This is a genomic window from Streptomyces caelestis, assembly GCF_001279005.1.
GTDB lineage: Bacteria > Actinomycetota > Actinomycetes > Streptomycetales > Streptomycetaceae > Streptomyces > Streptomyces heliomycini.
In genome coordinates this window covers 99,926-124,474 of sequence record NZ_LGCN01000119.1, presented here as the reverse complement: position 1 = coordinate 124,474, position 24,549 = coordinate 99,926, and the positions used below count along the sequence as shown (strand labels likewise).

Here is a 24,549-nt window from a genome sequence, read left to right as displayed (position 1 = left end):
GGCCGTTGCGGCCCGCCGGAGTTCCGGGCCACGGCCTCGGAGGAGGTGGGTCACCATGACAACCGCGGCACACCCCGTCTTCGGCACCGACACGCTGCGCCGGGGCATCGAGGCGGACACCTCGGCGGACCTGGTGTCGCTCTACGCGGACGACGCGGAAGTGCGCATCGTGGACCGCGACACCCAGCCCAGCCACCCCAAGGTCCTGCACGGCCGGGACGAGATCGCCGCCGCGCTGGACGACGTCTACAGCCGCGACATGACGCACTCCCTCGAGGCGTGCGTCGTCCAGGGGGATCACGCCGCCTACTGCGAGAGCTGCCGGTACCCGGACGGGGTGCGGGTGCTGTCGGAGTCGATGCTCACGCTGCGGGACGGCAGGATCGCCGGACAGGTGATGATCCAGGCCTGGGACGAGTAGGAACGGCGGTACGGAGGTGAGCGGCGCGTCCGGGCGCTGTACCGCGTGACATCGCCCGGACGCGCACCGTGTCCGGACCGGTCGGTGGAGGCCGGAACCGGCCGGACGGCCGACGGCGCTCAATTTTGTCGTGTACGCGACCTTGTCGCGGGCGGCTCCTTTCCTTACTTTTCAGTAAGTCGATTTTCGGAGCACATGCTTCCAGAGGCTGGAGAGAGCCGTCATGCCGGTCCGCAGAACCAGGCACCTGTACGCCGTCGCCGCCGCCCTCGCCCTGACCGCCGCCGCCCCCGCCACGGCCACCGCCGCCGCCCCCTCCGCGGGCCTGCGCGAAGTGCTGTTCGTGGGCAACAACTGGGACGGCACCGCCGATGTCATCGAGTCCACCGGTGACTTCGCACGGATCGGCCGGATCGACGTCATCCCGGACAAGGCCGAGCGGATGGCCGAGATCAACGCCGACCCGATCCACTGGATCTACTTCATGGCGATCCGAAGCGGCGTCGGAGAGGGCCACGACCAGTTCGTCGACGACATGTACTCCACCCCGGACGGCGCCTCGGTGGTGGTCTCCCGGCCGAGCTTCGCCGACGTGGTCTCCCTCGACCTCGCCACCGGGCGGATCAACTGGCGCTTCCCGGTGTCGGGTTACCGCTCCGACCACATGGCGGTCTCCCCCGACGGCAAGCGGGTCGCCGTCTCGGCCTCGACCTCCAACACGGTGCACGTCCTGGACATCGGGACCGGGGACGAGCTCGGCTCCTTCAAGACCGGCGACAAGCCGCACGAGAACGTCTTCAGCAAGGACGGCAAGTACATCTGGAACATGTCCATCGGCGAGGTGAACACCGCCCTCGACGCGCCCTGGCTGGACTGGACGAAGGGCGACCGCCGGATCACGGTCGTCGACGCGACCACCTTCCGGCAGGCCAAGGTGATCGACATGCGGAGCCGGCTCGACGCCGTCGGCCTGAAGGACCACTCGGACGCGGTGCGCCCGGCCGCGTTCTCCCCGGACGAGTCGAAGCTGTACTTCCAGGTCTCCTTCTTCAACGGCTTCTTCGAGTACGACGTCGCCACCGACCGCATCACCCGCACCAAGACCCTGCCGAAGAACCCGGCCACCAGCGAGGACCGCACCACCTGGGTCAACGACTCGCGCCACCACGGCATCACCATGAAACCCGACGGCACCAAACTGTGCGTGGCGGGCACCATGGACGACTACGCGACCGTCGTCGACCGCGCGACCCTCCAGCAGGGGCCGCTCGTCACCGCGTCCAAGCCGTACTGGGCGACCGTCAGCGGTGACGGCAGGTCCTGCGTGGTCTCCGAGAGCGGCGCCGACCGGGTCACCGCCATCGACTTCGCGACCGGAGAGAAGACCGTGTCCGTACCCGTCGGCGACCACCCGCAGCGGGTCCGCCTCGGCCACGTGGAGGCCGGCTGGCCGGGCGCGGAGGGCGGGCGGCGGTGACTCGTCCCGGAAGCCGGCGACGAGGTCCGGGCGCCCGGGCGCGTCCGGGAGACCGACCGTGACGCCGTCGAGCGGGCACGGGACGGCGGCGGCGTCCCGTGCCGCCCGCCGCGACCGGTCCCGGCGCGGCGCCGAGCCCGAGGAGCCTGCGTCGCGTCAACTCCGTGCCGGGCACGGAGTCCCGGAGAGAGGCCCGAGGGGACTCGGCGCCGTACGGGTCGGTGTTCAGCCCGCGGGGGCCGACCGGTCGGGCATGGGCGCACTCCCGGCGCGACGTGTTCGCGCGTGCGTGGTGGACGGTCGCGGCGTGCGGCACGCCGAAGGGGATGTGCGGCAGCACGCGGCGGACAACTCGCCACATGCCGCACCCGATCGGACACCGCAACCAGTACCGGCACCTCCGCCGGCCGGACGCGCCGCCGCCCCCGACGGAGAGCGCGACCCCTCCGGCCACCCGGCTCACTCGACTCCCCCGGGCCCCACCGGCCACGACAGGACGACCGCCGGACGAACCGAAGGAAAACCGGACATACCTGTGTAAGTCCCACGGGAGGGGGTAGTCGGCTGATATCACCTCCGATCGTGGGAAGGAGGTCCGTGAGAGCGCATCTGATCGCAGCGTCCGGGCCGCTTCCAGCGACACGAAGCGGCCCGGCCCGTCAGCGCCGGGGCAGCCGGTGGAGTTCCACCTCCGTGAGCCGGCCTCCGGTCACCGTGGCGGTCATATAGGTGCAGTGGGGCTGCCGGCGGCGGTCCGTCGGCGAACCCGGGTTGAGCAGACGCAGTCCCGTGGGAGCGGTGGTGTCCCACGGGATGTGACTGTGTCCGAACACCAGTACGTCAATCCCGGGGAAGCGGGCGGCGCACCGGTTCTCCCGCCCCCGCGCCGGGCCCGTCTCGTGGACCACGCCGAAGCGCACCCCACCGAGATCCGCGTACGCGGTCTCCGGCAGCCTGGCCCGCAGCTCGGGCCCGTCGTTGTTGCCGTACACGCCGACGAGTCTGCGGCTGCGGCTCTCCAGGAGATCGAGGGTGGCGGTGTCGACCCAGTCCCCCGCGTGGAACACGACGTCCACGCGCGGGAGTTCGTCCAGCAGCGGCGCGGGCAGCCGCTTGGCTCGCTTCGGCAGGTGGGTGTCGGAGGTCAGGAGCAGGCGCACGAACAGCAGCGTAGGCGGCGGCCGCGCCCGCGGTGCGGTACCACGCCTCGAGCCACCCGGCGGGCACGCCGGCCGGCGGGTGCCGGCGCTCGTCACGGTGGGCTCCCGGCGGCGGGGCGGTCCGGGGAACGCGGCGGCCGTGGCACTACGATCGGGCGTCGCACACCGAGCCCGCACGTTCGACGGCGAGAGACCCGAAGGGCCCAGATCCAGATGCCGGTCAAGGTCAGCGTCATCATTCCCGTGTACAACCCGGGGGTCTACATCGAGGACTGCATCGCCTCGCTGCAGCGGCAGTCGCTGCCTCCCGACGCGTACGAGGCGATCTTCGTCGACGACGGCTCGACCGACGGGACACCGGCCCGGCTCGACCGGCTCGCATCCGGGGATCCCCGGATGCGGGTGATCCACCAGGAGAACTCCGGCTGGTCGGGCAAGCCCCGCAACGTGGGGATCGCCGCCGCGCGGGGCGAGTTCGTGATGTTCGTCGACAACGACGACTACCTCGGCGACGAGGCCCTGGAGCGGATGTACGCGTACGGCGTGGCCCACGGCGCCGACGTCGTCGTGGGGAAGATGGCCGGCAAGAACCGCGGGGTGCCGGTGGAGCTGTTCCGTCGCAACCATCCGCGGGCGACGGTCGAGAACGCCCCGCTGATCGACAGCCTCACGCCGCACAAAATGTTCCGCCGGGAGTTCCTCGACCGTATCGGGCTGCGCTTCCCGGAGGGGCGGCGGCGCCTGGAGGACCACGTCTTCGTCACCGAGGCGTATCTGCGCGCGGACAACGTGTCCGTGCTCAGTGACTACGTCTGCTACTACCACATCGGACGCGACGACGCCTCGAACGCCGGCTTCCAGCGCTTCGACCCCGTGGGGTACTTCGGCAACCTGCGGGAGGCGCTCGACGTCGTCGAGCGGTACACCGAGCCGGGTGCGGTGCGGGACCGGCTGTTCCGCCGCTGGCTGCGGGTGGAGATGGTGGAGCGGCTGCGGGCCCGGCGGCTGCTGGGGCTGCCGGACGACTACCGCAGGGCCCTGTTCGCGGAGATCCACAAGGTCGTCGTCGAGCGCTTCGGTCCGGGCGTCCCCGCCGGGTTGCAGCCGACGCAGCAGGTCGTCGCCGCGCTGGCCGAGGCCGACCGGTACGACGACGTGGTGGCCTTCGCCGCGTGGGAGGCCGGTGTCGCGCCGACCGCGGGGCCCACGGACGTGGGGTGGCGCGGCGGCTCGCTGCACATCGGTTTCACCGCCGAGTACACCTCCGCCCGCGCGCCGATGACCTTCCCCGCGAACGCCGCCCGCACCCCGCTGGCCGACGCTCCGAAGAACGTGGAGGAGGCGGTGGCGTGGGTCTGCGCGGAGACCGCGGCCCGGTTCGGACAGGCCACCGCGGACCTGCTGCTGCGTGAACGGTCCAGCTCCGCCCAGTACTTCCAGCCCGTGGAGGTCACCCGGGAGACGGTTCCCGTCGACGGCGGTGAGCGGGTGCGGCTGGTGCTGCGGGCGACCGCCGCCGTCGATCCCGCCGAGTTGCCGGGGGACGGGGTCTGGGACGCGGTCGTACGGGTGAAGCTCGGCGGCTGGACCAAGGAGTGCCGGCTCGGCCCCGCCCCGCGCGCCACGCGTCCCGAGCCCTGCGCGGGGGTGACCGGCGGGCGCGCGGTCCTGCCGTACTGGACCGAGCCGCACGGGAACCTCTCGCTGGACACGGGGGCCGGGGGCCGGCGGCTCGGTCTGGACGGCGTGCGGCGGCCGGACGTCACCGTCTGCGGGGCCCGGCTGCGCGTCCGGATCCCGCTGCACGCGGCCGGGGGCGCCCGGGTGGGGCTCAGGTTCACCGCTTCCGGCAGGACGCTGCACGCGTCCGGCACGCTCACCGGTGCGGCCGACGGGCCGGGCTCCCTGCTGGAGGCCACACTGCCCGACCGGCTGCCCCGGGGGATCTGGCGGGTCGCGCTGAGCCCGGCCCCCGATGCCGCGCGACCCGCCTGGAGCGGGCTGCCGTTCGCGCTCCGCGTCACCGGCGGCGGTGTGCGGGTGGTGTCCGTCCCGCGTCCCGGCACGGCACGGAGACTGGTGCGCGCCGCGCGGCGGGCGCTCGGCACGGCCCGCGCGAAGGTGTCTCCCCTGATCGGCAGGGGGCGGTGACCGCGGCCGGCCGCCCGGTGTCCCCGTACGAGGTCTGCCGCGCAGGCCGCGAAGGACCGCGCGGCAGAGGCCTCAGCGGCTGACGCCGACCTGTTCCAGGGCGCGGCGCAGGGGCTCCCAGCCCACGCGCCGCGACAGGCCGCGGTTGCGGGCCTGCACGAGGGGGCGCCAGAACCCGGCCCGCAGCAGAGCCTCCGGGGGCACCGCCCCGGCCCGCTCCAGGATCGTCTCGGGCACCTTCTGCGGGTCGGGCACCTTGTACTCGGCCATGATCTCGTCGTACTTGTCGTGCAGCACCGTGTTGTCGGGGTCGGCGCCGAAGACCACGAGCTGGCCGGTGGGCTCGGTGTCGACCAGGACGGTCACCAGGTCGGGGCGGTAGCGCGCCAGCACTTCGGTGATCTTGTAGACGTCGCCGGTCCAGGCGTTGGTGTGCCGGTCGCGGGCGGCCTCGTCCACGCTGCGCGGCAGCATGTCGTCGAGGACCATCACGCTGGCCCAGTCGGAGTGCTTCTCAACGTTCATGAGGTCGCGCAGGGCGTATTCGAACAGGTGCATGCCGTCGATGAACGACAGGTCGAGCGTGGTGCGGCGCCAGTGGCCGATCGGGCTGCGGCCCCGGCGCAGGTTGCGCAGCGGGTGCCGGCCGCCCTTGAGGTGGGCCAGGGGGTTGTCGCGGGCGAAGAAGTCGTCGCTGGTGGCCTTCACCAGGTGGACGTCGCACTTCAGCTCCGAGACCACCTTGAAGGCGGGGTCGACCGCGATGCTGGGGACGCGTGACAGGCGCAGGCTGCGGCCGTCGTTGACGCCGATCTCCAGGTAGTTGCGGTTGGCGCTGACCTTGTGCAGTTCCCGGAGGAACTCATGGCGTTTCACGAAGGGGACTCTCCTTGCGGATGCGGGGCAGTGCTTCGTGCAGGGCTGCGCCCACCACGCGACCGCGGGCGGGCCGAGGCCCCGTCCGCGGTCGTGTGCGAGGGGCGCCGTAAGGGGCCGTGGGAAGGCCGTCGTGACGGGCCGTGTCCGCTCCGGGACCGCGCCCGTCGGACGGAACGCCTCCCGGGCGGGTCGCACCGGGCGGCCTCGCCGACGCCGGTGGCGTCGGTGGGGCGGCGGGCTTCTTCCGGACCGGTCATCGTCCGCATGAAGTTAGCGCCGCGGACCCCGTGGAGCCAAGCGGCACGCGCGATGATGCGCGCGCCGCGCGCCTCGTGTCGGCGACGTGCTCCGTGTCGACGACGTCGCCGGCATCCTTCCCGTCCCCCTGGGGCACGGTGCGGCGTACGTCGGTGCGGGAGCCGGGCGGGCGCCGGGAAGCGGGTGTGAGCGGATGGACTCCGGCGGGGGCGAGCCGGGGGACGGCCCGGTTCTCCCCTCCGGGCCGATCGCCCGGCCGTACGGGGCCGGTCGGGCCGCTCCCGGGGGGCAGGGGCCGGCGACGCGGATGAGCGGGACCCGCGCGTCGGGCCGGTGCCCGCGGAACTCCTCGACGAGGCCGGCGCCTCCGCCGGCCGGACTCCCGGTCCTCGCGGCCGTGACGCACGGGACCGTCCTGGTCCCGTGCGTCACGACATCCCGTTGAGGGCCGACGAGGCGCCCGGGCCCGGGCTAGTCCTCGCCCCTGACGATGTTCTCCTCCGCACTCGCGTTCGGGGTGGTGGAGGTGGTACCGCGGTCCACGGCGGGGAGGCAGGTCCGCAGCGGGTCCTCGTCCCGCAGTCGCCGGGCTCGCGCCCAGCCGGTCTCCGTCCGGCGGGGTCGGTCACTGGTCTCCGGAGTCACTACTGATCATCTTCCTTCTGGTCCGCTGCCGTCCGGGTCCCCGGCGCCGCACCGGACAAACACTTTTCCGTCGCACAGGTTTCCGATTTCTCGACATCCCTGCCCGGGCGGGGAGTTCCGGTCGGACGGGCGTCCTCGTCAGGTGGCGGGCCGGGCCACGCCGATGTCGCCCAGGGCGGACTCCGGATCACGCTCCATGGCGACGTCGCCCAGCGAGACGACGCCGACGGGGCGTCCGTCCTCGACGACCGGGACGCGGCGCACGGCGTGTTCGCGCATCAGCCGCACCGCGTGGTCCAGGTCGTCGTCCGGCGCCACGGTCACCGGGTCGTCGCTGCACGCGCCGGCCACGGTGATGTCCTCGGGATCGCCGCCCCGGGAGACCGACCGCACCATCAGGTCGCGGTCGGTGACCAGGCCGCGCAGCCGGTCGCCGTCGGTCACCAGGACGGACCCGAGGCCGCGGTCGCGCATGATGCGGGCGACCTCCGCGACCGAGGTGTGCGGCCCGACGGTCACCGGTGCGCCGGTCATGATGTCGCGCACGCGCTGAGCCGTGACGTCTCCCCTCTCCTGTCCCCCGGTGACGTCCCGGGCACCCGGCGCAGCGGTGGGGCCACCGGGCGCGGGTGTTCCCGACGACCGTCAGGGCCGCAGCACGAACTCCGCCCACACCTGCTTGCCCCCGCTGACCGGAAGGGCCCCCCAGGTGGCCGACACGGCCTCGACGAGGAGGATGCCCCGGCCTCCGGTGGCCTCCCAGCCGATGCTGGTGGGCTTCACAGGGGTGCGGGGCGAGGCGTCGGCGACGGCGAGGCGCAGCCGGTCGTTGACCAGGGTGATGTCGAGACGGACCTGGCCGTCGGTGTGCACCAGGGCGTTGGTGACCAGTTCGGAGACGGCGAGCAGGGCGCCGTCGATGTCCGCGCTCACCCCCCAGGAGCGCAGGGTGCGCCGGGTGAAGCGGCGGGCGTGCCCGACCGCCTGGGGCACCCGCCACACCGTCCAGCTCTCCCGCAGCGGCCGGGAGGTCATGCCGTCGTAGCGCATCAGCAGCAGGGCGACGTCGTCGCCGCGCGGGGCCTTGCCGAGCAGGGCGTCCGCGACGGGCCCGAGGTGGGCGGGGTCGGCGGCGGACAGGTGCCGGGCGAAGCGGTTCATCCCCTCGTCGATGTCGGACCCGGGGGACTCGACCAGACCGTCCGTGGTGAGCGCGACCATCGTGCCGGGCCGCAGCCTGAGCGGGCTCATGGGGAAGTCGCTCTGCCGCACCACGCCGAGCGGCGGGCCGCCCTCGGCCTCCGCGATCTCGGTACGGCCGTCCGGATGGCGCAGCACCGGCGGCAGATGACCGGCGCGGACGCACCAGGCGGAGCCCTCCTCCATGTCGACGTCGACGTAGCAACAGGTGGCGAAGAGGTCGGTCTCCATGTCCATGAGGAGCCGGTTGGAGCGGGAGACCACCACGTCCGGGGGGTGTCCCTCGACGGCGTAGGCGCGCAGCGCGGTGCGCATCTGGCCCATGAGGGTGGCGGCGCCGGCGCTGTGTCCCTGGACGTCGCCGATGACGAGGGCGACGTGATGGTCCGGCAGCGGGATCACGTCGTACCAGTCGCCGCCGAGCTCCAGGCCCGCGGTGCTGGGCAGATAACGGGCGACGGCGACCGCGCCGGGCAGCCGGGGCAGACGGCGCGGCAGCAGCTGGCGCTGGAGCATGCCGACCAGTTCGTGCTCGGCGTCGAAGGCGCGGGCCCGTATCAGGGCCTGTCCGGCGAGGCCGGCGGCGGCGGTGAGGAGGGCGCGTTCGTCGGGGCCGAAGTCGTGCGGGGCGTCCCACCCGATCAGACAGGCGCCGGCCATGCGGTTCCCGGCGGGCAACGGCAGCACGGCCAGTCCGCCGGGGCCGACCTCGGCGAGGGCGGGCTCCAGCGGGGAGCCCGCCGGCCAGATCCGGGCGCGGCCCTCGCGCAGGGCGGCGGCGAGGGTGGGCATGGTGCGCACCGGCGCGTCGGGCCACTCGGTGCGCCACTCCGCGCGCCACAGCTCCGGCCAGGCCTCCGGCTCGGGCGGGTCGAGGACGGTGACGACGAGCCGTTCGTTCTCCAGCTCCGCGAGCGCGATACGGTCGGCGCGCAGCGGCCGGCGCAGTGCGGCGACCACGGCCCTGCCGACGTCGCGCACGGTGACCGCGGTGGCGAGCGCGGCGGCGAGGCGCTGGATCCGGGCCACGTCCGTGATGTCGGAACGCACCGTGGAGGCGTCGGCCACGGAGCCCACGAGCCGGGCGGGGCTCCCCTCGCCGCCGTGCACCAGACGGCCGCGCAGCCGCAGCCACCTGGGCGGGCCGGCGGGCTGGAGCACCCGGAACTCCAGTTCGCGGTCGCCGATCGTCATGTGGTCGGCCTCGACGACGGACATCAGCGAGGGCAGGTCCTCCGGCACCGTCAGGCCCAGCAGGGTCTCCACCCGTCCGTCGAAGCCGTCCGGGTCGAGGCCGAACAGCTCCAGGATGTCCTCGCCGACCCGGACCCGCCCGGTGTCCATGACGAGGCTGAAGCCGTCGGGCCGCAGGTCGGCGCCCTCGGCGGCGGCCCGCGCGGGCGGGGCGAGGGCGTCGGCGACGAGGCCGAGACAGCGGCGGTCGTCGGCGCCGAAGCCGTCGGCGCGCTCGCTGACCGCGAGCAGGCAGCCGCCGCCCCGCACGGGCAGCGCCGCCAGGAAGAAGTCACGGCTGGGCACGCGCCGCGACTGCGCCTGCGCGGCGAGGTCGTCCGGCTCCAGCCACACCGGCCGCCCGCGGTGGGCCTCGGCCACCGGGGCGCGCCCGGCGACGGGGTAGCTGTCCCGCACCCCGCACAGGGTCCGCGGCACCCCCACGGACTCCGCCAGGTGCAGCAGTTCTCCGTCCGCGCTGAGCGTGTACACGGCGGCGAACGCGACGTCGGCGAAGACGAGGGCCTGCTCCAGGATCCGGCGCGTCCGTCCGGGTGGCCGCGGGTCGGCCGCGATCGCCGTCAGGGCGCCTTCCGCACGCAGCGTCCTCGTGCTGCGTCCCGCAGCGCCCTCACCGACCACGTTGGCCATTACAGCGCTTGGGGAACACCTGCGCAGCCCCTGTGCGCGTTCGGCGGCTCCCGAGGTGCGCGGGGGTGCGTCGTCCGGCGGGGCGTACGGCCCTTCCCCGGTGCTCGTCGTGCGCGACGGCCCGGCAGGGAGGAGATTGGGTCCCGGGGCAGGTGGCGCGGCCGTGCGAGGAGGTGGTCGGCGTGTCCGAGGGGCGGTCGTCCGCGCGGGCGCCGGTCGGCCGTCCGCTGCTGGCGCTGACGCTGGCCTCGATGATGGACGAGGTGCACGCCCACTCCGGGGCCGTGTACCTGCTCTCGCCGGACCGGCCGGTGCTGGAGATGGCGGTGATGGCGGGGCTGCCCCGCGCCTTCGCGGCCCCCTGGGAGCGAGTGGGGCTGAGCGCGCCGATCCCGGTCTCCGACGCGGTGCGCGAGCGGCGGCTGGTCTGGGTGGGCGGCGAGGAGGAGATGGCCCGCCGCTATCCCCGGATCGCCATGGTGCTGCCGTACCCCTTCTCGCTGGCCGCGCTGCCGGTGGCGACCGCGGCCAGGGTGTACGGCGCGGTCTTCGTGACCTGGCCCGGCACCCGTCCGCAGGAGCTGTCCGACGGGGAGCACGATCGTCTGACCGCCGCCTGCGACCGGCTCGCGGCGCGGCTGGAGCGGGCCGCCGAGCAGAGCCTGCCGTCGGCACCGGAGCCGGATCTGCCGGCGGCGCCGCTGGTGGGCGGCGCGGTCGGCACGCTCGGCGCGGTGGAGGCGGCCCGGATGGTGTCCCGGCTGCCGTACGGCCTGTGCTCGCTCGATCTGCACGGGCGGGTCGGCTTCGCCAATGCCGCCGCCGCGGAGCTGCTGGGCGTTCCGGGGAGCCGGCTGCTCGGAGCCCAGATGTGGGCGTCGATACCGTGGCTGAACGATCCCGTCCACGAGGACCGGTACCGGGCCGCGCTGTTGAGCCAGCACGTCACCTCGTTCGTCGCGCTGCGCCCGCCGGACGAGTGGCTGTCGTTCCGGCTGTACCCGAGCACCACCGGACTCAGTGTGCGGATCAGCCGGGCGCGGGCGGTGACGGAGACCGACCGCACGGCGCCGCGGTCCGGGCGGGAACAACCGCGGCTGGTCACCATCGCCCAGGTGCTGAGCCTGGCCGGGGCGCTGACCGAGACGGTCGGGGTGCGGGACGTGGTGCAGCTGGTCGCGGACGAGATCGCGCCGGCGGTCGGCAGCCAGGGGCTGGTGGTGCTCGGCTCCCGGGCGGGCCGGCTGCGCGTGCTCGGCCATCAGGGGTACGCGGACGCGCGGGTCGTGGAGCGGTTCGACGGGATGCCGCTGTCGGAGCCGACCCCCGGCAGCCAGGTCCTGCGTTCCGGCGTGCCCGCCTTCTTCGAGAGCCGGGAGGAGATCGGGCGCCTGTATCCGGCGCTGCTGGTGAACCCGTCCGAGTTCGCGGCGTGGGCGTACCTGCCGCTGATCGCCTCGGGGCGCCCGGTGGGAACGTGCGTGCTGTCGTACGCGGCGCCGCACCACTTCGCGACGGAGGAGCGGGCGGTGCTGACCAGTCTGGCGGGCCTGATCGCCCAGGCCCTGGAACGGGCCCTGCTGTACGACGCCAAGCACCTGCTCGCGCACGGGCTGCAGGAGGCGCTGCTGCCGCACACGCTGCCGTCGCTGGCGGGGATCGAGGCGGCGGCCCGTTATCTGCCGGCCACTCAGGGGATGGAGATCGGGGGCGACTTCTACGACCTGGTGCCGGTCCAGGGGATGGCGGCGGCGGTGATCGGGGACGTGCAGGGGCACAACGTGACGGCGGCCGGGCTGATGGGACAGGTCCGTACCGCGGTGCGCGCGTACACGGCGGTCGGGCAGGCGCCCGAGGAGGTGATGCGCAGCACCAACCGGCTGCTGCTCGAACTGGGTTCCGACCTGTTCGCCAGCTGTCTGTACCTGCGTCTCGATCCCGCGCGCGGCCGGGCCGTGATGTCCCGCGCGGGTCATCCGCCGCCGCTGCTGCGCGGGCCGGACGGGCGGGTGCGGGTGCTGGACCTGGCGGGCGGCCCGCTGCTGGGCATCGACGGTTCGGCGGCGTACCCGTCGACCGAGGTCGGCCTCTCCCCCGGTTCGCTGCTCGTCCTCTACACCGACGGGCTGGTGGAATCCCCCGGCACCGACTTCGAGGACGCCGTCGCCGACCTGTGCCGCCGCCTCACCGGCCTCGGCGGCCTTCCCCTGGACGAGCTCGCCGACGCCCTGGTGCGGCACGGCGCGGACGCGGAGAACCGCCTGGACGACATCGCCCTGCTCCTCCTGCACGCGCCGCCGGGCGCCTGACGCGGCCGGGCGCCGCCACCCGTGGGGGGCGGGGCCCGGCCGGAGGGGATACCCGGACCGGAGCGTCAGTGGGTTCCGGTCGGGCCGGAGTCGTCCCCGGCGCCCTGGTCCACCGCGTCCCCGGCGCCCGCGTCGGCGCCCGCCTGGTCGCCGCCGGCGCCCACGCCGCCTTCCGCGCCGAGGGTCGCGCCGACCGCCTCCAGGGCCGTGGTGACCGGCTGGAAGAACGTCTCGCCGCCCGAGGTGCAGTCGCCGCTGCCGCCCGAGGTCAGGCCGACGGCAAGGCCGTCCCGGGTGAACATCGAGCCGCCGCTGTCACCGGGCTCGGCGCAGACGTTCGTCTGGATGAGGCCGGTGACCGTTCCCTCCGGGTAGTTCACCGTGGCGTTCAGGGCGAGCACCTGGCCGTCGGCGAGGCCGGTGGTGCTGCCCATCCGGAACACCTCCTGGCCGACGGTGGCCTCCGCCGCCCGGGAGACGGCGAGGGTCTGGTCACCGAGGTCGACCTCGCTCGGCGCGACGGTGGCGGGGTCGTCGTACGTGACGAGCGCGAAGTCGCCCGCGCCGGGGAAGACCGCCTGGTCGACCGTGGCGATCGGCTGCCCGCCCTGCGCGTCGGACCACTGCTCGGCCGCGACACCGCAGTGACCGGCCGTCAGGAACGCCGGGGAACCGTCGCCCGCGGTGACATTGAAGCCGAGGGAGCAGCGCGCACCGCCGGAGAAGATGGCGTCGCCGCCGGACGCGAACGTCCTGAAGGCGCCCGCGGACTTCCTGATGGTCGCCATGCCGGAGCCGAGGCTCTCGACGGTGGACTCCAGCCGGTCCCACTTGTCCCCGGTCACCGTGCTGTCCGCGGTGACGAGGATCTTGTTGGTGCGCGGGTCGACGGCCCATGAGGTCCCCGGGATGGTCGCCTGCGACTTCAGCGTCCGCGCCCCGGCCTCCAGGTCGGTCATGCTGTTGTCGACCTCGCGGACGGCCGCACCCGCCTTCTCGGCCCGCGCGATCACGTTGTCGTCGTCGCCCGGCACGACGTTGACGACGAGCTGCTTGTTCTCGCCGTCGTAGTAGGAGCCGGCGAACGCGTCGCCGAGGAGCCCGGCGAGCCGCGAGGCGAGATCCGAGGCGTCGCCCGCCTTCAGGGTCCTCGGAGCCGCCGCCGCGGCGTCCGACGCGCCGTCCTGGGAGGCGTTCGCGTGGGGGAGCAGGAACGCGGCGGCGCCGAGCGCCACCGCACCGCCCGCCGCTATCGCGGCCTTGCGCTTCGGAATTCGCTTGTGACTCAACCTTCTCGACCTCCTGGGGGGACCGGAGTCGCGCCGGTGCTCGGCGGATGTGGGGCGCCTGGACGGCTGTGGGTACGCACGGGCCGCGAAGGGCGTTCAATCCCGTCCGGTCGATCACGCTCGGAAGCCGTTCGTGAGCGCCGGGTAGCCGCCACGCGGCGGAATCCCGGCTTCAGTGAATCTGCACATCGCATGCCCAACCCGGTCACCGGAGCCGGGGTTCGTCCACAGGCCGGCGGACCGGGGTACGCCTTTGGGGCAGGTGTGCCGGATTCCGGTCACCGGGGCGCAAGCGGCCGGACGGGTCGATGCGGTGGGGCATGTGAAGAAGTCGCCGCCGAGCCGTGCCCGCGTCTGCACGCCTGGACCCCCGTGGGGCGCAAGTTGCCTGGTCAGAGGTTTGGTCGAGTGGAAACCCGCGCCCACCGCGTGCTTTGATCCATCGCACCGCGGGGCCGCCAGGGGCTCCCAGCGACGGGCGTCCGGCGCCCGCGGTCGCGGCCTTCCTCCGTCACCGGAGAGGCCGTTCCCCCTGTGAAGCATCCATACGAAGGGAAGTTCCCCCATGAACTCCACCCCCCGGGTCGAGACCGCCGAGATCTCCGACGCCGACCTCGACAACGTCTCCGGCGGCCTGTCCGTGAACGCCGTGAACACCCTCACGGGCGCGGTGGACGGCATCGCCCCGGTCTCCGGCCTGGTCGACACGGTCGTCGGCACCGTCGAGGGCGCCACCGGCCTGAACACCGCGCCGGTCACGAACCTGGTCGCCGGTCTCTGATCGCGCCCCCCGTGCCGCGAGGTCCCGGAGCCGCTCCCCGGCTCCGGGACCTCGCGACGCCTCCACGGTCCACGCGTCACGTCGCACAGTTCACGCAGGTGGGGGAAGACCCGTGCAGTTCCGTCAACAGGCCCTCGCCAGGGTCCAGTCACCGGAGGAGCTCGACCTCCCGGTGCGCTTCGCGCGCCCGCAGGGCCGGCTGGTGCTGTCGGTGACGGTGGTCGCGATGGCGGCCGCGTCGGTGTGGGCGGTGACCGGTTCGGTGTCCTCCACGGTCAGCGCGCCCGCCGTCCTCACGTACGGGCAGGGCAGTTACGTCCTGCAGAGCCCCGTCGCCGGCCAGGTCACCGCCGTCCTCGCGAAGGAGGGTGAGCGGCTGCCCGCCGGCTCCCCCGTCCTGGAGGTCGGCACCGAACGGGGCGACGAGGTCGTCCGCACCCTCGACGCGGGACGGGTCACCACGCTCGCGGCCGACGTCGGGCAGATCATCTCCACCGGGGCGGACGTCGCCGCCGTGGAGAAGGTCACCCGCGCCGGGGCCCCGCTGTACGCGACGGTGTACGTCCCCGCCGAGAGCGCCGCCGGCATCCCCGCGCACGCCTCCGTCGACCTGACGGTGCAGTCGGTGCCGAGCCAGGAGTACGGCGTGCTGCACGGCGAGGTGAAGTCGGTGGACCGTTCGGCGCAGTCCCCCCGGCAGATCGCCGCGTTCCTCGGGGACGGCCAACTGGGCGAGCAGTTCACCGCGGAGGGCAGGCCGGTGGCGGTCACGGTCGAGCTGAAGAAGTCGTCGGGCACGAAGAGCGGGTACGCGTGGTCCTCCGCGGAGGGACCGCCGTTCGAGCTGACCTCGATGACCCTGGCCACGGGTTCGATCCGGCTGGCCGACCGGCGCCCCGTCGACTGGCTGCTGCCGTGACCACCGCCCGGGAGACCCGCGGCCGGCGCCGGGCCGCCCCGCCGAAGCGCAAGGCGCCCACGTCCCGGGCGAAGACCGTCCGCACCCCCACCGTGCTCCAGATGGAGGCCGTGGAGTGCGGCGCCGCGTCGCTGGCGATGGTGCTCGGCCACTACGGCCGCCATGTCCCGCTGGAGGAGCTGCGGATCGCCTGCGGCGTCTCGCGGGACGGCTCGCGCGCCAGCAACCTGCTGAAGGCGGCGCGGAGTTACGGACTGACCGCCAAGGGCATGCAGATGGACCTGGCCGCGCTCGCCGAGGTGGCGTCGCCGGCCGTCCTGTTCTGGGAGTTCAACCACTACGTCGTCTACGACGGCATGGGCCGCCGGTTCGGCCGACGCGGGGTGTACATCAACGACCCCGGCAAGGGGAGGCGGTTCGTCCCGCTGGAGGAGTTCGACGGCAGCTTCACCGGGGTCGTGCTGGTGATGGAGCCCGGCGAGGACTTCACCCGGGGCGGCCGCAGGCCGGGCGTGCTCGGCGCGATGCCGGCCCGGCTGCGCGGCACGGCGGGCACCCTGCCCGCGGTGGTGCTGTCGAGCCTGCTGCTGGTGGCGGTCGGCGCGGCGGTGCCGGGGCTCAGCCGTACCTTCATCGACGAGTTCCTGATCGGCGGCCGGACCTCGACGCTGGACGTGCTGTTCACGTCGATGGGCGCGTGCGTACTGCTCACCCTGGTGCTGACCTGGCTCCAGCAGGCCAACCTGCTGCGCGGCCGGCTGATCTCCTCCACCCTGTCCAGCGCCCGCTTCCTGCGCCATCTGCTGCGGCTGCCGGTGACCTTCTTCGCCCAGCGCAGCCCGGCCGACCTGGTGCAGCGGCTGCAGTCCAACGACGCGGTGGCCGAGACCCTGGCCCGCGACCTGTCGGCGGCGGGCGTGGACGCGGTGGTGGTCGTGCTGTACGCGGTGCTGCTGTACACGTACGACCCGCAGCTCACCTTCGTGGGCATCGGCGTGGCGCTGCTGAACATCGTGGCGATGCGGATCGTCGTCCGGCTGCGCGCCACCCGTACGGCGAAGCTGCGGGCGGACAGCGCACGGCTCACCAACACGGCGTACACCGGTCTGCAGCTGATCGAGACGCTGAAGGCCACCGGAGGGGAGGACGGCTACTTCCGCAAGTGGGCCGGGCAGCACGCCACCACGCTGGAGGAGCAGCAGCGGCTCGGGGTGCCGAGCGCCTGGCTCGGCGTCGTCGCGCCGACCCTCGCCACCCTCAACAGCGCGCTGATCCTGTGGATCGGCGGCATGCGGGCGGTCGAGGGGCACATCTCGGTCGGTCTGCTGGTGGCCTTCCAGGCGCTGGTCGCCCGCTTCACCGCCCCGCTGACCCGGCTCAACGGCGTCGCGGGCCGGATCCAGGACTTCGCGGCGGACGTGGCCCGGCTGAAGGACGTGGAGAACTTCCGGGCGGACCCGCTCTACGGCCGTCCGGGTGCCGGCGAGTCGACCCGCCGCCTGCACGGCCACGTCGAGCTGCAGAACCTCGCCTTCGGGTACAACCCGCTGGACGAGCCGCTGCTGACCGGCTTCGACCTGACCGTGGGCCCCGGGCAGCAGGTGGCGCTGGTGGGCGGCTCCGGCAGCGGCAAGTCCACGGTGTCCCGGCTGATCTCGGGGCTGTACGCGCCGTGGGAGGGCGTGATCCGGATCGACGGGCAGCGCATCGAGGACATTCCGCGCGGGGCGCTGGCCGCGTCCGTCTCCTTCGTCGACCAGGAGGTGTTCCTCTTCGAGGGCACCGTCCGCGACAACGTGGCGCTGTGGGACCCGTCGATCCCGGACGAGGCGGTGGTGGAGGCGCTCAGGGACGCGGCGCTGTACGACGTGATCGTGCGCCGGCCCGGCGGCATCCACAGCCCGGTCGAACAGGACGGCCGGAACTTCTCCGGCGGCCAGCGCCAGCGCCTGGAGATCGCGCGGGCGCTGGTGCGCCGGCCGAGCATCCTGGTGCTGGACGAGGTGACCAGCGCGCTGGACGCGGAGACCGAGCTGGTGGTGATGGACAACCTGCGCCGGCGCGGCTGCGCCTGTGTGGTGATCGCGCACCGGCTGAGCACGGTGCGCGACAGCGACGAGATCGTCGTCCTGGACCACGGCACGGTCGTGGAGCGCGGACGGCACGAGGAGCTGGTGGCGCGCGGCGGCGCGTACGCGGCTCTGGTCAGGGAGCGATGAGATGACAGCCGTGCACGAGGACCGGGGCGGCGACCTCGTCCTGGGCGCGCTCGGATCGCTGGGCACACCGATCGACTGCTCCGGGTTCGGCCGGCTGGACCTGGAGGGGCCGCAGACGCTGTGGCTGATCGCGTCCGGCGCCGTGGACCTGTTCGCGGTGGACGCCGAGCGGCAGGGCCACTGGCACCATCTGGGCCGGCTGGAGGCGGGCTCGCTGGTGCTGGGCCCGGGGGCCGGTCCGGCGCACACGCTGGTGGCGCGCCCGCTGCGGGACTGCGTGGTGCGCCGGATCGCCCTGCGCGAGCTGTACCGGCCGGCGAGCACCCAGACCTGGTCGTACGACGAGTACGGCGCCCCGCAGTACGTACCGCCGACGACGAGCCCGCTGGAGTACGCCCTCGCGCTCGGTGCGGGCCGCGGTCTGGCGGTGCTGTTCCAGGCGCCGATGGCCGCGGAGCGGGCCGGCGCGCCCAGCGACGACGACGTGTTCTGGATGCAGGTGCCGCCGGGCAGCGTGCAGTACGGCTCGCTGTACGGGGCGGAGGCGGCGGCCGATCTGCTGGTGGACCCGGCGCTGTGGCAGAGCATGGTCGACCAGCAGTACCGGCTGATGACCACGCTGGACCGGTGGATCGAGCAGCTGGAGCACACGCACGAGACGCGGACCGCCGAGGGCATCGCGGCCGGCGAGGCGGTCCGCGCCCGGGCCGACCGGACGCTGCTCGCCGCCATCGGCGAGCGGTCGGGGCGACGCACGACGGCGGCCGACGCGGACGCCACGTACGCGGCCTGCGAACTGGTCGCCCGGGCGGCCGGGATCACGCTGGCCGCGCCCGCGCGGTCCGGCGCCGGCGGCGACCGGCTCGATCCGGTGGAGCGGGTCGCCCTGGCCTCCCGGGTACGGACCCGTGTCGTACGGCTGGAGGGGCGCTGGTGGCGGGACGACGTGGGGCCGCTGGTGGGTCGCCGGGCCCTGTCGGGGGCGCCGGTGGCCCTGCTGTGGCGGCGGGGCGGCTATGTGGCGGTGCACCCCGCGACCGGCCGCGAGACGCCGGTCGAGAAGGCGAACGCCGAGGAGTTCGAGCCCCGCGCGGTGATGTTCTACCGTCCGCTGCCCGAGCGGCGGCTGAGCCCGCTGCGGCTGCTGCGGTTCTGCATGGCGGGGACGCGGGGAGATCTGACGGGTCTGCTGCTGAGCGGTCTGGTGACGGTGGCGATCGGGGCCCTGGTGCCGCTGGCGACCGGCAAGGTGCTCGGCGAGTTCGTGCCGCAGGCGCGGACCGGGCTGATCGCGCAGGTGTGTCTCGCGGTGATCCTGAGCAGTGTGGTGGCCGCCGCCTTCATGCTGCTGCAGAACCTCACCCTGCTGCGGCTGGAGGGCCGGGTGGAGGCCACGCTCCAGCCGGCCGTGTGGGACAGGCTGCTGCGGCTGCCGACCACGTTCTTCACCGAGCGCTCGACGGGTGAGCTGGCGAGCGCGGCGATGGGCATCAGCGCGATCCGCCGCATGCTGGCCGGGGTGGGCCCGGCGGTGGCCCAGTCGGTCACCGTGGGCGCGGTGAACCTGGGGCTGCTGCTGTGGTTCAGCGTGCCGATGGCGCTGGCCGCGATCGGGATGCTGGTGGTCGTCGCGGGGGTGTTCCTGGGGCTCGGGCTGTGGCAGGTGCGCTGGCAGCGGCGGCTGGTGGTGCTCACCAACAAGCTGAACAACCAGGCCTTCCAGACGCTGCGCGGGCTGCCGAAGCTGCGGGTGGCGGCGGCCGAGAACTACGCGTACGCCGCGTGGGCGTCCCAGTTCGCCCGCAGCCGTGAGCTCCAGCAGAGGGCCGGCCGGATCAAGAACCTGACGGCGGTGCTGGGCGCGGTCTACCTGCCGCTGGTCACGCTGGCGATGTTCATGCTGCTGGCCGGACCGGCGCGCGGCTCGATGACGGCGGCGGAGTTCCTCACCTTCAACACGGCGGTGACCATGGTGCTGACCTCGGTCACCCAGCTGACCGGCGCGTTCGTCTCGGCGGTCGCCGCGCTGCCGCTGTTCGAGCAGCTCAAGCCGGTGCTGGACGCCACGCCCGAGGTGCGCGCGACGAGCACCCGGCCGGGCCCGCTGTCCGGGGCGATCGAGGCGCGGCGGCTGTCCTTCCGCTACTCCGACGACGGTCCGCTGGTCCTGGACGACGTGTCCTTCGAGGCGCGGCCGGGCGAGTTCGTGGCGGTCGTCGGCCCCAGCGGCTGCGGCAAGTCCACCCTGCTGCGGCTGCTGATCGGCTTCGACCGGCCGGTGTCCGGCAGCGTGCTGTACGACGGTCAGGACCTGGCCGCGCTCGACCGGTCGGCGGTGCGCCGGCAGTGCGGTGTGGTGCTCCAGCACGCGCAGCCGTTCACCGGGTCCGTCCTGGACGTCATCTGCGGGAGCGAGCCGTACACGCCTCAGGAGGCGATGGCGGCGGCGGAGATGGCGGGGCTGGCCGAGGACATCCGGCGGATGCCGATGGGGCTGCACACCATCGTCTCGGGCAGCGGCGCGGTCTCCGGCGGTCAGCGGCAGCGGCTGATGATCGCCCAGGCGCTGATCCGCCGGCCGCGGATCCTCTTCTTCGACGAGGCGACCAGCGCCCTGGACAACGAGACGCAGCGCACGGTCATCGAGAGCACCAAGGCCCTGGAGGCGACCCGGATCGTCATCGCGCACCGGCTGTCGACGGTCCTCGACGCGGACCGGGTGGTGGTGATGGAGGGCGGCAAGGTGGTCCAGCAGGGCCCGCCGGAGCAGCTCCTGGCCGACACCGGCGGGCGGCTGCACGAACTGGTGCGGCGGCAGCTGGCGTGAGGCGCCGGGCGTCCGCGGCGCGCACGTCGACGGACGGTCACCGTCCGGTCACGTCTGTGGCGCGTCTTCGCCCCGTGCGGGGGCCCGTCCGTTGCTCCGCGCGGTAAACGGGTACCCACGAGCCATGCGAACCAGCGTGATGGATGTCGGATCGAAGACCGTCAGACTCGTCGTGGCGGACACGGCGGACGGGGCGCCGCTGCCGGTGCACACGGCGAAGTGGCCGCTCAGGCTGTCCGAGCAGGTCACGCCCGGGGAGCCGGTGCCGGAGGAAGCCGTGGAGCGCCTCGTGGACGCCGTCGCCGCGGCGAACAGGACCGCCGCGCAATGGGGCGCGTCGGGCCCCCTGGCGTTCGCGACCGCCGTGGTGCGCGGCGCCCCGAACCGGCAGGAGGTGCTGAGCGCGGTCCGGGCCCGGACCGGCGTCGACCTGTGCACGCTGCCCGGCGAGGTGGAGGCCGAGCTCACCTTCCTCGGGGCCCGGCGCTGGATGGGCTGGCGCTGCGGGCCGCTGGCGCTGCTGGACATCGGCGGGGGCTCGCTGGAGGTCGCCTTCGGACGCGGCCGGCTGCCCGACTTCGTCGCCTCGCTGCCGTTGGGGGCGGGCCGGCTCACCCACGAGTACTTCGCGGACGCGGACCCTCCGTCCCCGGAGCAGGTGCGGGCGCTGCGCCGACGGGTGCGTCACCAGCTGCGGGACGTGGCGGCCCGGATCCGCTGGGAGGGGCCCCGTACGGCGGTGGCCACCTCCCGCACCTTCCAGCAGCTGGGGCGGCTGTGCGGGGCCGCGCCCGGACGGCACGGCCCGTTCGTGGAGCGGGAGCTGTCCTGCGCCGACCTGCGGGTGGCGATCGACCGGCTGGCCGCCCTGCCCGCCGCCGAACGCGCCCGGCTGCCCGGGATCTCCGCCCCGCGGTCCGCGCAGAGCCTGGCGGGCGCGGTCGTGGGGCACACGGCGATGAAGCTGACCGGCCTGGACACGGTGACGATCTGCCCCTGGGCGCTGCGCGAGGGGGTGCTGTTGCGCCATATCGAGGACGGCCCCTCCTGGTGGGCGGAGATCACCCGCCTCAACGAGAAGGGGCCGGCGGCCGCCGACCCCGTGCCGCTGCGCATCGCCACCGCGCACGGCTGACCCGGACGTACGACGAAAGGAGAGACCCGTGTCGGAGCGGGACGAGCGCGAGAAGCCCGAGACGGCCGTCGAGGAGGTGCTGCGCGAGGTCGCGGACGCCGAGCGGCGCACCGAGGACTCCGCCGGGCGCCACCACCGGGGCGAGGCCGCGGACGCCGTCACCCCGAACACCGAGGCGCAGGAGGAGTCCCGGGGCGACTAGGGAAGTGTCGTTCGGATCAGGTCGGCTCCGGTGAGCGGCTCCTCGCAGCCGGGCTCCGCTCGGCCCCGGCAAGGTCCGGGCGACACCCCCGGCGGGTGCTACTGCGGCGGCGGGCCGAGGGGGTGCGCCGCCAGGGCCCGGGCGACGCCCAGCAGGTTGGCGGCCATGGCGCGGGCGGTCTTGCGGGACCAGTCGTGGCCGCTCCCGCCCTCCAGGAAGCTGGGTCCGGGGCCGGGGCCCTGGTTCCAGTAGGTCCACGCCTGGCCGGGGATGGTGTAGCCGATGTCCTGCAGGCCGCCGGTGATCTCGCTGATCACGTGGTGCGCGCCGTCCTCGTTCCCGGTGACGACGACTCCCGCGACCCGGTTGTAGGCGACCGGCCGGCCGTCGTCGTCCGTCTCGGACAGCATCGCGTCCATCCGCTCCAGGACCCGTTTGGCCACCGACGACGGCTGCCCGAGCCAGGTCGGGGAGGCGATGACGAGGATCTCGGACGCGAGGATCCTCTCGTGGACGCCCGGCCAGGCGTCGCCCTCGTGCACGGCCTCGCTGACCACGCCCGGAGCGATGTCCAGGTCCACCGCGCGGACGACGTCGACCTCCACGCCTTCCTTGCGCAGCTGCTCGACGACGGTCCCGTACAGCGCCTCGGTGTTGGAGGTCTCCGGTGACTTCTTGAGGGTGCAGTTGATCACTAGTGCCTTCATGCGGTCATGGAGTACCCCGCGGGCGGCCGGTCGCCACGCGGACGCGGGTGTCCATGGGCCGTCCGGGTACCCGGGGCTCATGGAGCACACCTGTGAAGAACCCCGGCTGCCCGCACCGCGCGGCCCCCTGAGCGGCGCCGTCGAGGACCACCTGCGGGCCACCGGCCCACTGCCTCCCGACGAGGAGATCACCGCCGCCCCCGTGTACGGCGACGACTTCCAGCTCGCCCTGTACCTGTGCTACGAGCTGCACTACCGCGGGTTCGCGGGCGTGGTGGCGGAGCGTGAATGGGACCCGGAGCTGCTGCGCGTCCGCGCCGCCCTGGAGGACCGCTTCCTCACCGCGCTCCGCGCGGACGCCCGGCGGCACGACGGCGTCGACGAGGCACTCGCCGGGATCCTGGTGGAACCGGTGGACGGCACGGGCGTCAGCCACTTCCTGCGCGACGAGGGCGAGCTGTGGCACGTCCGCGAGTACGCCGCCCAGCGGTCCCTGTACCACCTGAAGGAGGCCGACCCGCACGCGTGGGTGCTGCCCCGGCTGTGGGGCAGGGCCAAGGCGGCGATGGCGGCGGTCGAGTTCGACGAGTACGGCGGCGGCCGCGCCGACCGGGTGCACGCCCGCCTCTTCGCCGACCTGATGACGGACCTGGGCCTGGACACCACGTACGGCCGCTATCTGGACGCGGCCTGCGCCGAACTGCTCGTGACGGTGAACCTGATGTCCCTCTTCGGGCTCCACCGCTCCCTCAGGGGCGCCCTGGTGGGCCACTTCGCGACGGTCGAGATCACCTCGTCGCCCGGCTCGCGGCGGCTCGCCGAGGCGATGCGCCGCACGGGCGCGGGGCCCGCCGCCGAGCACTTCTACGACGAGCACGTGGAGGCGGACGCGGTGCACGAGCAGGTGGTGCGCCACGAGGTCATCGCCGGTCTGCTGGAGGTGGAGCCGCACCTCGCGGCGGACATCGCCTTCGGCGTGGACGCCACCGTGTTCGCCGAGGACCGCCTGGGCGAGAGGCTGCTCGCGGACTGGAGCGCCGGCCGGTCGTCACTGCGTACTCCCCTGTCCCAGGAGTTCGCCCATGCTTCTTGACGGCGGGGGTACTCGGCGGTCCGTGACTCCACTGGCGCCACCGGGCGTGTACGCCCCTCAAGAGGACACCGAGCTGCTGGCCGGTGCCCTGTCCGACGAATCCGTCCCCGAGAACGCCGACGTCCTCGACGTGGGAACGGGATCCGGCGCGCTGGCGGTCGAGGCCGCCCGGCGCGGCTGCCGGGTGACCGCGGTCGACGTCTCGCGGCGGGCGGTGTGCGCGGCGCGGCTGAACGCGTTGCTGGCCGGCGTGCCGGTACGGGTCCGGCGCGGCAACCTGTTCGCGCCGGTACGGGGCGAGTCGTTCGACCTGATCCTCGCCAATCCGCCGTACGTCCCGGCACCCGGCGGCGGCTCGCTGCCGCGGGGCGCGGCCCGGGCCTGGGACGCGGGCGGCGACGGACGGCTCGTCCTGGACCGGATCTGCCGGGAGGCGCCCGCGCTGCTGCGGCCGGGCGGCGTCCTGCTGCTGGTGCAGTCGGCGCTCAGCGACCCCGGGCTGACGGTCGGCGGGCTGCGGACGGCCGGGACGAAGGCCGCGGTGATCCGGCGCCGGCGCATCGCCTTCGGCCCGGTGGTGCGGGGCAGGCAGCGCTGGCTGCGGGAGCGGGGGCTGCTGTCGGTGACCGACGACGAGGAAGAGCTGGTGGTGATCCGTGCCGAACTCCCCGTCTGACGCCCCACGCCGCGTCACCGTCCGGCGCAAGGGCCCCCTGCTGGTGGAGGGGCCGGTGGAGGTCGAGCTGGAGGACGGCACGGTGGTCGCCTCCGACCGCTTCCGGGTGGCCCTGTGCACCTGCCGCCGCAGCCGGCGGTATCCGTGGTGCGACACCAGCCACCGGGACCGGACCTGAACCGCCGGGCTCCGTGAGGGCCCGGAGGCCGGCGGGCGGCCCCACTCCGCCCGCCGGCCTCCTTGTGCGGGATCGCACGTTCCGCGGGAGGTCCGGAACTCCCCAGTCCACCGGCCGCCGCGCGGTCACGGGAAACCGT

20 protein-coding genes are annotated in these 24,549 nt (G+C 73.9%); 13 read left to right on the top strand and 7 right to left on the bottom strand.

Annotated features, from left to right (window positions below):
- Nucleotides 1–55: 55 nt before the first annotated feature.
- Together ADK41_RS11390 and ADK41_RS11385 are read left to right on the top strand one after the other, a co-directional pair.
- A complete protein-coding gene (locus ADK41_RS11390) occupies nt 56–421 on the top strand; it encodes a nuclear transport factor 2 family protein (RefSeq protein ID WP_030821314.1) in 366 nt (121 codons plus the stop codon).
- Nucleotides 422–644: 223 nt separating this feature from the next.
- Nucleotides 645–1,898 (top strand): YncE family protein, encoded by a 1,254-nt coding sequence (locus tag ADK41_RS11385; RefSeq protein ID WP_030821316.1) that lies wholly within the window; start codon nt 645–647, stop codon nt 1,896–1,898.
- 659 nt (nt 1,899–2,557) lie between these two features.
- Here the strand turns inward: ADK41_RS11385 and ADK41_RS11380 are convergent.
- Complete coding sequence (locus ADK41_RS11380; RefSeq protein WP_030821318.1) at nt 2,558–3,058, bottom strand: metallophosphoesterase family protein; 501 nt, start codon at nt 3,056–3,058, stop codon at nt 2,558–2,560.
- 213 nt (nt 3,059–3,271) lie between these two features.
- Here ADK41_RS11380 and ADK41_RS11375 point away from each other — a divergent pair, with 213 nt between their 5' ends.
- Nucleotides 3,272–5,209, top strand: coding sequence for a glycosyltransferase family 2 protein (locus ADK41_RS11375; RefSeq protein ID WP_030821320.1), 1,938 nt, complete (start codon nt 3,272–3,274; stop codon nt 5,207–5,209).
- Between the two features lie 72 nt (nt 5,210–5,281).
- On the opposite strand, the gene ADK41_RS11370 is transcribed toward ADK41_RS11375, so the two are convergent.
- The 4 genes from ADK41_RS11370 to ADK41_RS11360 form a co-directional block, all read right to left on the bottom strand.
- The gene (locus ADK41_RS11370; RefSeq protein WP_030821321.1) at nt 5,282–6,085 is read right to left on the bottom strand and encodes a methyltransferase type 11; all 804 of its coding nucleotides are present in this window, start codon (nt 6,083–6,085) and stop codon (nt 5,282–5,284) included.
- 732 nt (nt 6,086–6,817) lie between these two features.
- The gene (locus ADK41_RS42085; protein ID WP_167353467.1) at nt 6,818–6,991 is read right to left on the bottom strand and encodes a hypothetical protein; all 174 of its coding nucleotides are present in this window, start codon (nt 6,989–6,991) and stop codon (nt 6,818–6,820) included.
- 138 nt (nt 6,992–7,129) lie between these two features.
- On the bottom strand, nt 7,130–7,525 hold the full coding sequence (locus ADK41_RS11365; protein ID WP_030821325.1) for a CBS domain-containing protein: 396 nt from the start codon (nt 7,523–7,525) through the stop codon (nt 7,130–7,132).
- 111 nt (nt 7,526–7,636) lie between these two features.
- A complete protein-coding gene (locus ADK41_RS11360; RefSeq protein ID WP_030821328.1) occupies nt 7,637–10,075 on the bottom strand; it encodes a SpoIIE family protein phosphatase in 2,439 nt (812 codons plus the stop codon).
- A gap of 182 nt (nt 10,076–10,257) precedes the next feature.
- Between ADK41_RS11360 and ADK41_RS11355 the strand changes: the two genes are divergently transcribed.
- Nucleotides 10,258–12,384, top strand: coding sequence for a SpoIIE family protein phosphatase (locus ADK41_RS11355; RefSeq protein ID WP_078661835.1), 2,127 nt, complete (start codon nt 10,258–10,260; stop codon nt 12,382–12,384).
- 65 nt (nt 12,385–12,449) lie between these two features.
- On the opposite strand, the gene ADK41_RS11350 is transcribed toward ADK41_RS11355, so the two are convergent.
- On the bottom strand, nt 12,450–13,673 hold the full coding sequence (locus ADK41_RS11350) for a S1 family peptidase (protein WP_030821332.1): 1,224 nt from the start codon (nt 13,671–13,673) through the stop codon (nt 12,450–12,452).
- A gap of 565 nt (nt 13,674–14,238) precedes the next feature.
- On the opposite strand from ADK41_RS11350, the gene ADK41_RS11345 reads away from it, so the two are divergent.
- The 6 genes from ADK41_RS11345 to ADK41_RS42080 all read left to right on the top strand — a co-directional run bounded on the left by ADK41_RS11345 (nt 14,239) and on the right by ADK41_RS42080 (nt 21,756).
- Entirely contained in the window at nt 14,239–14,454 is a 216-nt protein-coding gene (locus tag ADK41_RS11345; RefSeq protein WP_030821334.1) for a hypothetical protein, read from the top strand.
- Nucleotides 14,455–14,566: 112 nt separating this feature from the next.
- Nucleotides 14,567–15,373, top strand: coding sequence for an HlyD family efflux transporter periplasmic adaptor subunit (locus tag ADK41_RS11340; protein WP_030821336.1), 807 nt, complete (start codon nt 14,567–14,569; stop codon nt 15,371–15,373).
- Entirely contained in the window at nt 15,370–17,592 is a 2,223-nt protein-coding gene (locus ADK41_RS11335) for an NHLP family bacteriocin export ABC transporter peptidase/permease/ATPase subunit (protein ID WP_030821338.1), read from the top strand. Before ADK41_RS11340 ends, ADK41_RS11335 begins: the two co-directional genes overlap by 4 nt.
- A gap of 1 nt (nt 17,593) precedes the next feature.
- Nucleotides 17,594–20,419: an NHLP bacteriocin export ABC transporter permease/ATPase subunit gene (locus ADK41_RS11330; RefSeq protein WP_030821340.1), complete on the top strand. Its 2,826-nt coding sequence runs from the start codon at nt 17,594–17,596 to the stop codon at nt 20,417–20,419.
- A gap of 124 nt (nt 20,420–20,543) precedes the next feature.
- Nucleotides 20,544–21,554, top strand: coding sequence for a hypothetical protein (locus tag ADK41_RS11325; RefSeq protein WP_030821342.1), 1,011 nt, complete (start codon nt 20,544–20,546; stop codon nt 21,552–21,554).
- A 28-nt stretch (nt 21,555–21,582) separates the two neighbouring features.
- On the top strand, nt 21,583–21,756 hold the full coding sequence (locus tag ADK41_RS42080; RefSeq protein WP_167353466.1) for a hypothetical protein: 174 nt from the start codon (nt 21,583–21,585) through the stop codon (nt 21,754–21,756).
- Between the two features lie 98 nt (nt 21,757–21,854).
- Here the strand turns inward: ADK41_RS42080 and ADK41_RS11320 are convergent, their stop codons facing one another.
- Complete coding sequence (locus ADK41_RS11320; protein ID WP_030821345.1) at nt 21,855–22,463, bottom strand: flavodoxin family protein; 609 nt, start codon at nt 22,461–22,463, stop codon at nt 21,855–21,857.
- Between the two features lie 79 nt (nt 22,464–22,542).
- Between ADK41_RS11320 and ADK41_RS11315 the strand changes: the two genes are divergently transcribed.
- The 3 genes from ADK41_RS11315 to ADK41_RS11305 are packed head-to-tail and all read left to right on the top strand — an operon-like array spanning nt 22,543 to nt 24,410.
- A complete protein-coding gene (locus tag ADK41_RS11315) occupies nt 22,543–23,556 on the top strand; it encodes an iron-containing redox enzyme family protein (RefSeq protein WP_030821347.1) in 1,014 nt (337 codons plus the stop codon).
- Nucleotides 23,546–24,232, top strand: a complete 687-nt coding sequence (locus tag ADK41_RS11310; RefSeq protein ID WP_037803614.1) for a HemK2/MTQ2 family protein methyltransferase — start codon at nt 23,546–23,548, stop codon at nt 24,230–24,232. Before ADK41_RS11315 ends, ADK41_RS11310 begins: the two co-directional genes overlap by 11 nt.
- The gene (locus tag ADK41_RS11305) at nt 24,213–24,410 is read left to right on the top strand and encodes a CDGSH iron-sulfur domain-containing protein (RefSeq protein WP_030821350.1); all 198 of its coding nucleotides are present in this window, start codon (nt 24,213–24,215) and stop codon (nt 24,408–24,410) included. Before ADK41_RS11310 ends, ADK41_RS11305 begins: the two co-directional genes overlap by 20 nt.
- The last annotated feature ends 139 nt before the right edge of the window (nt 24,411–24,549 follow it).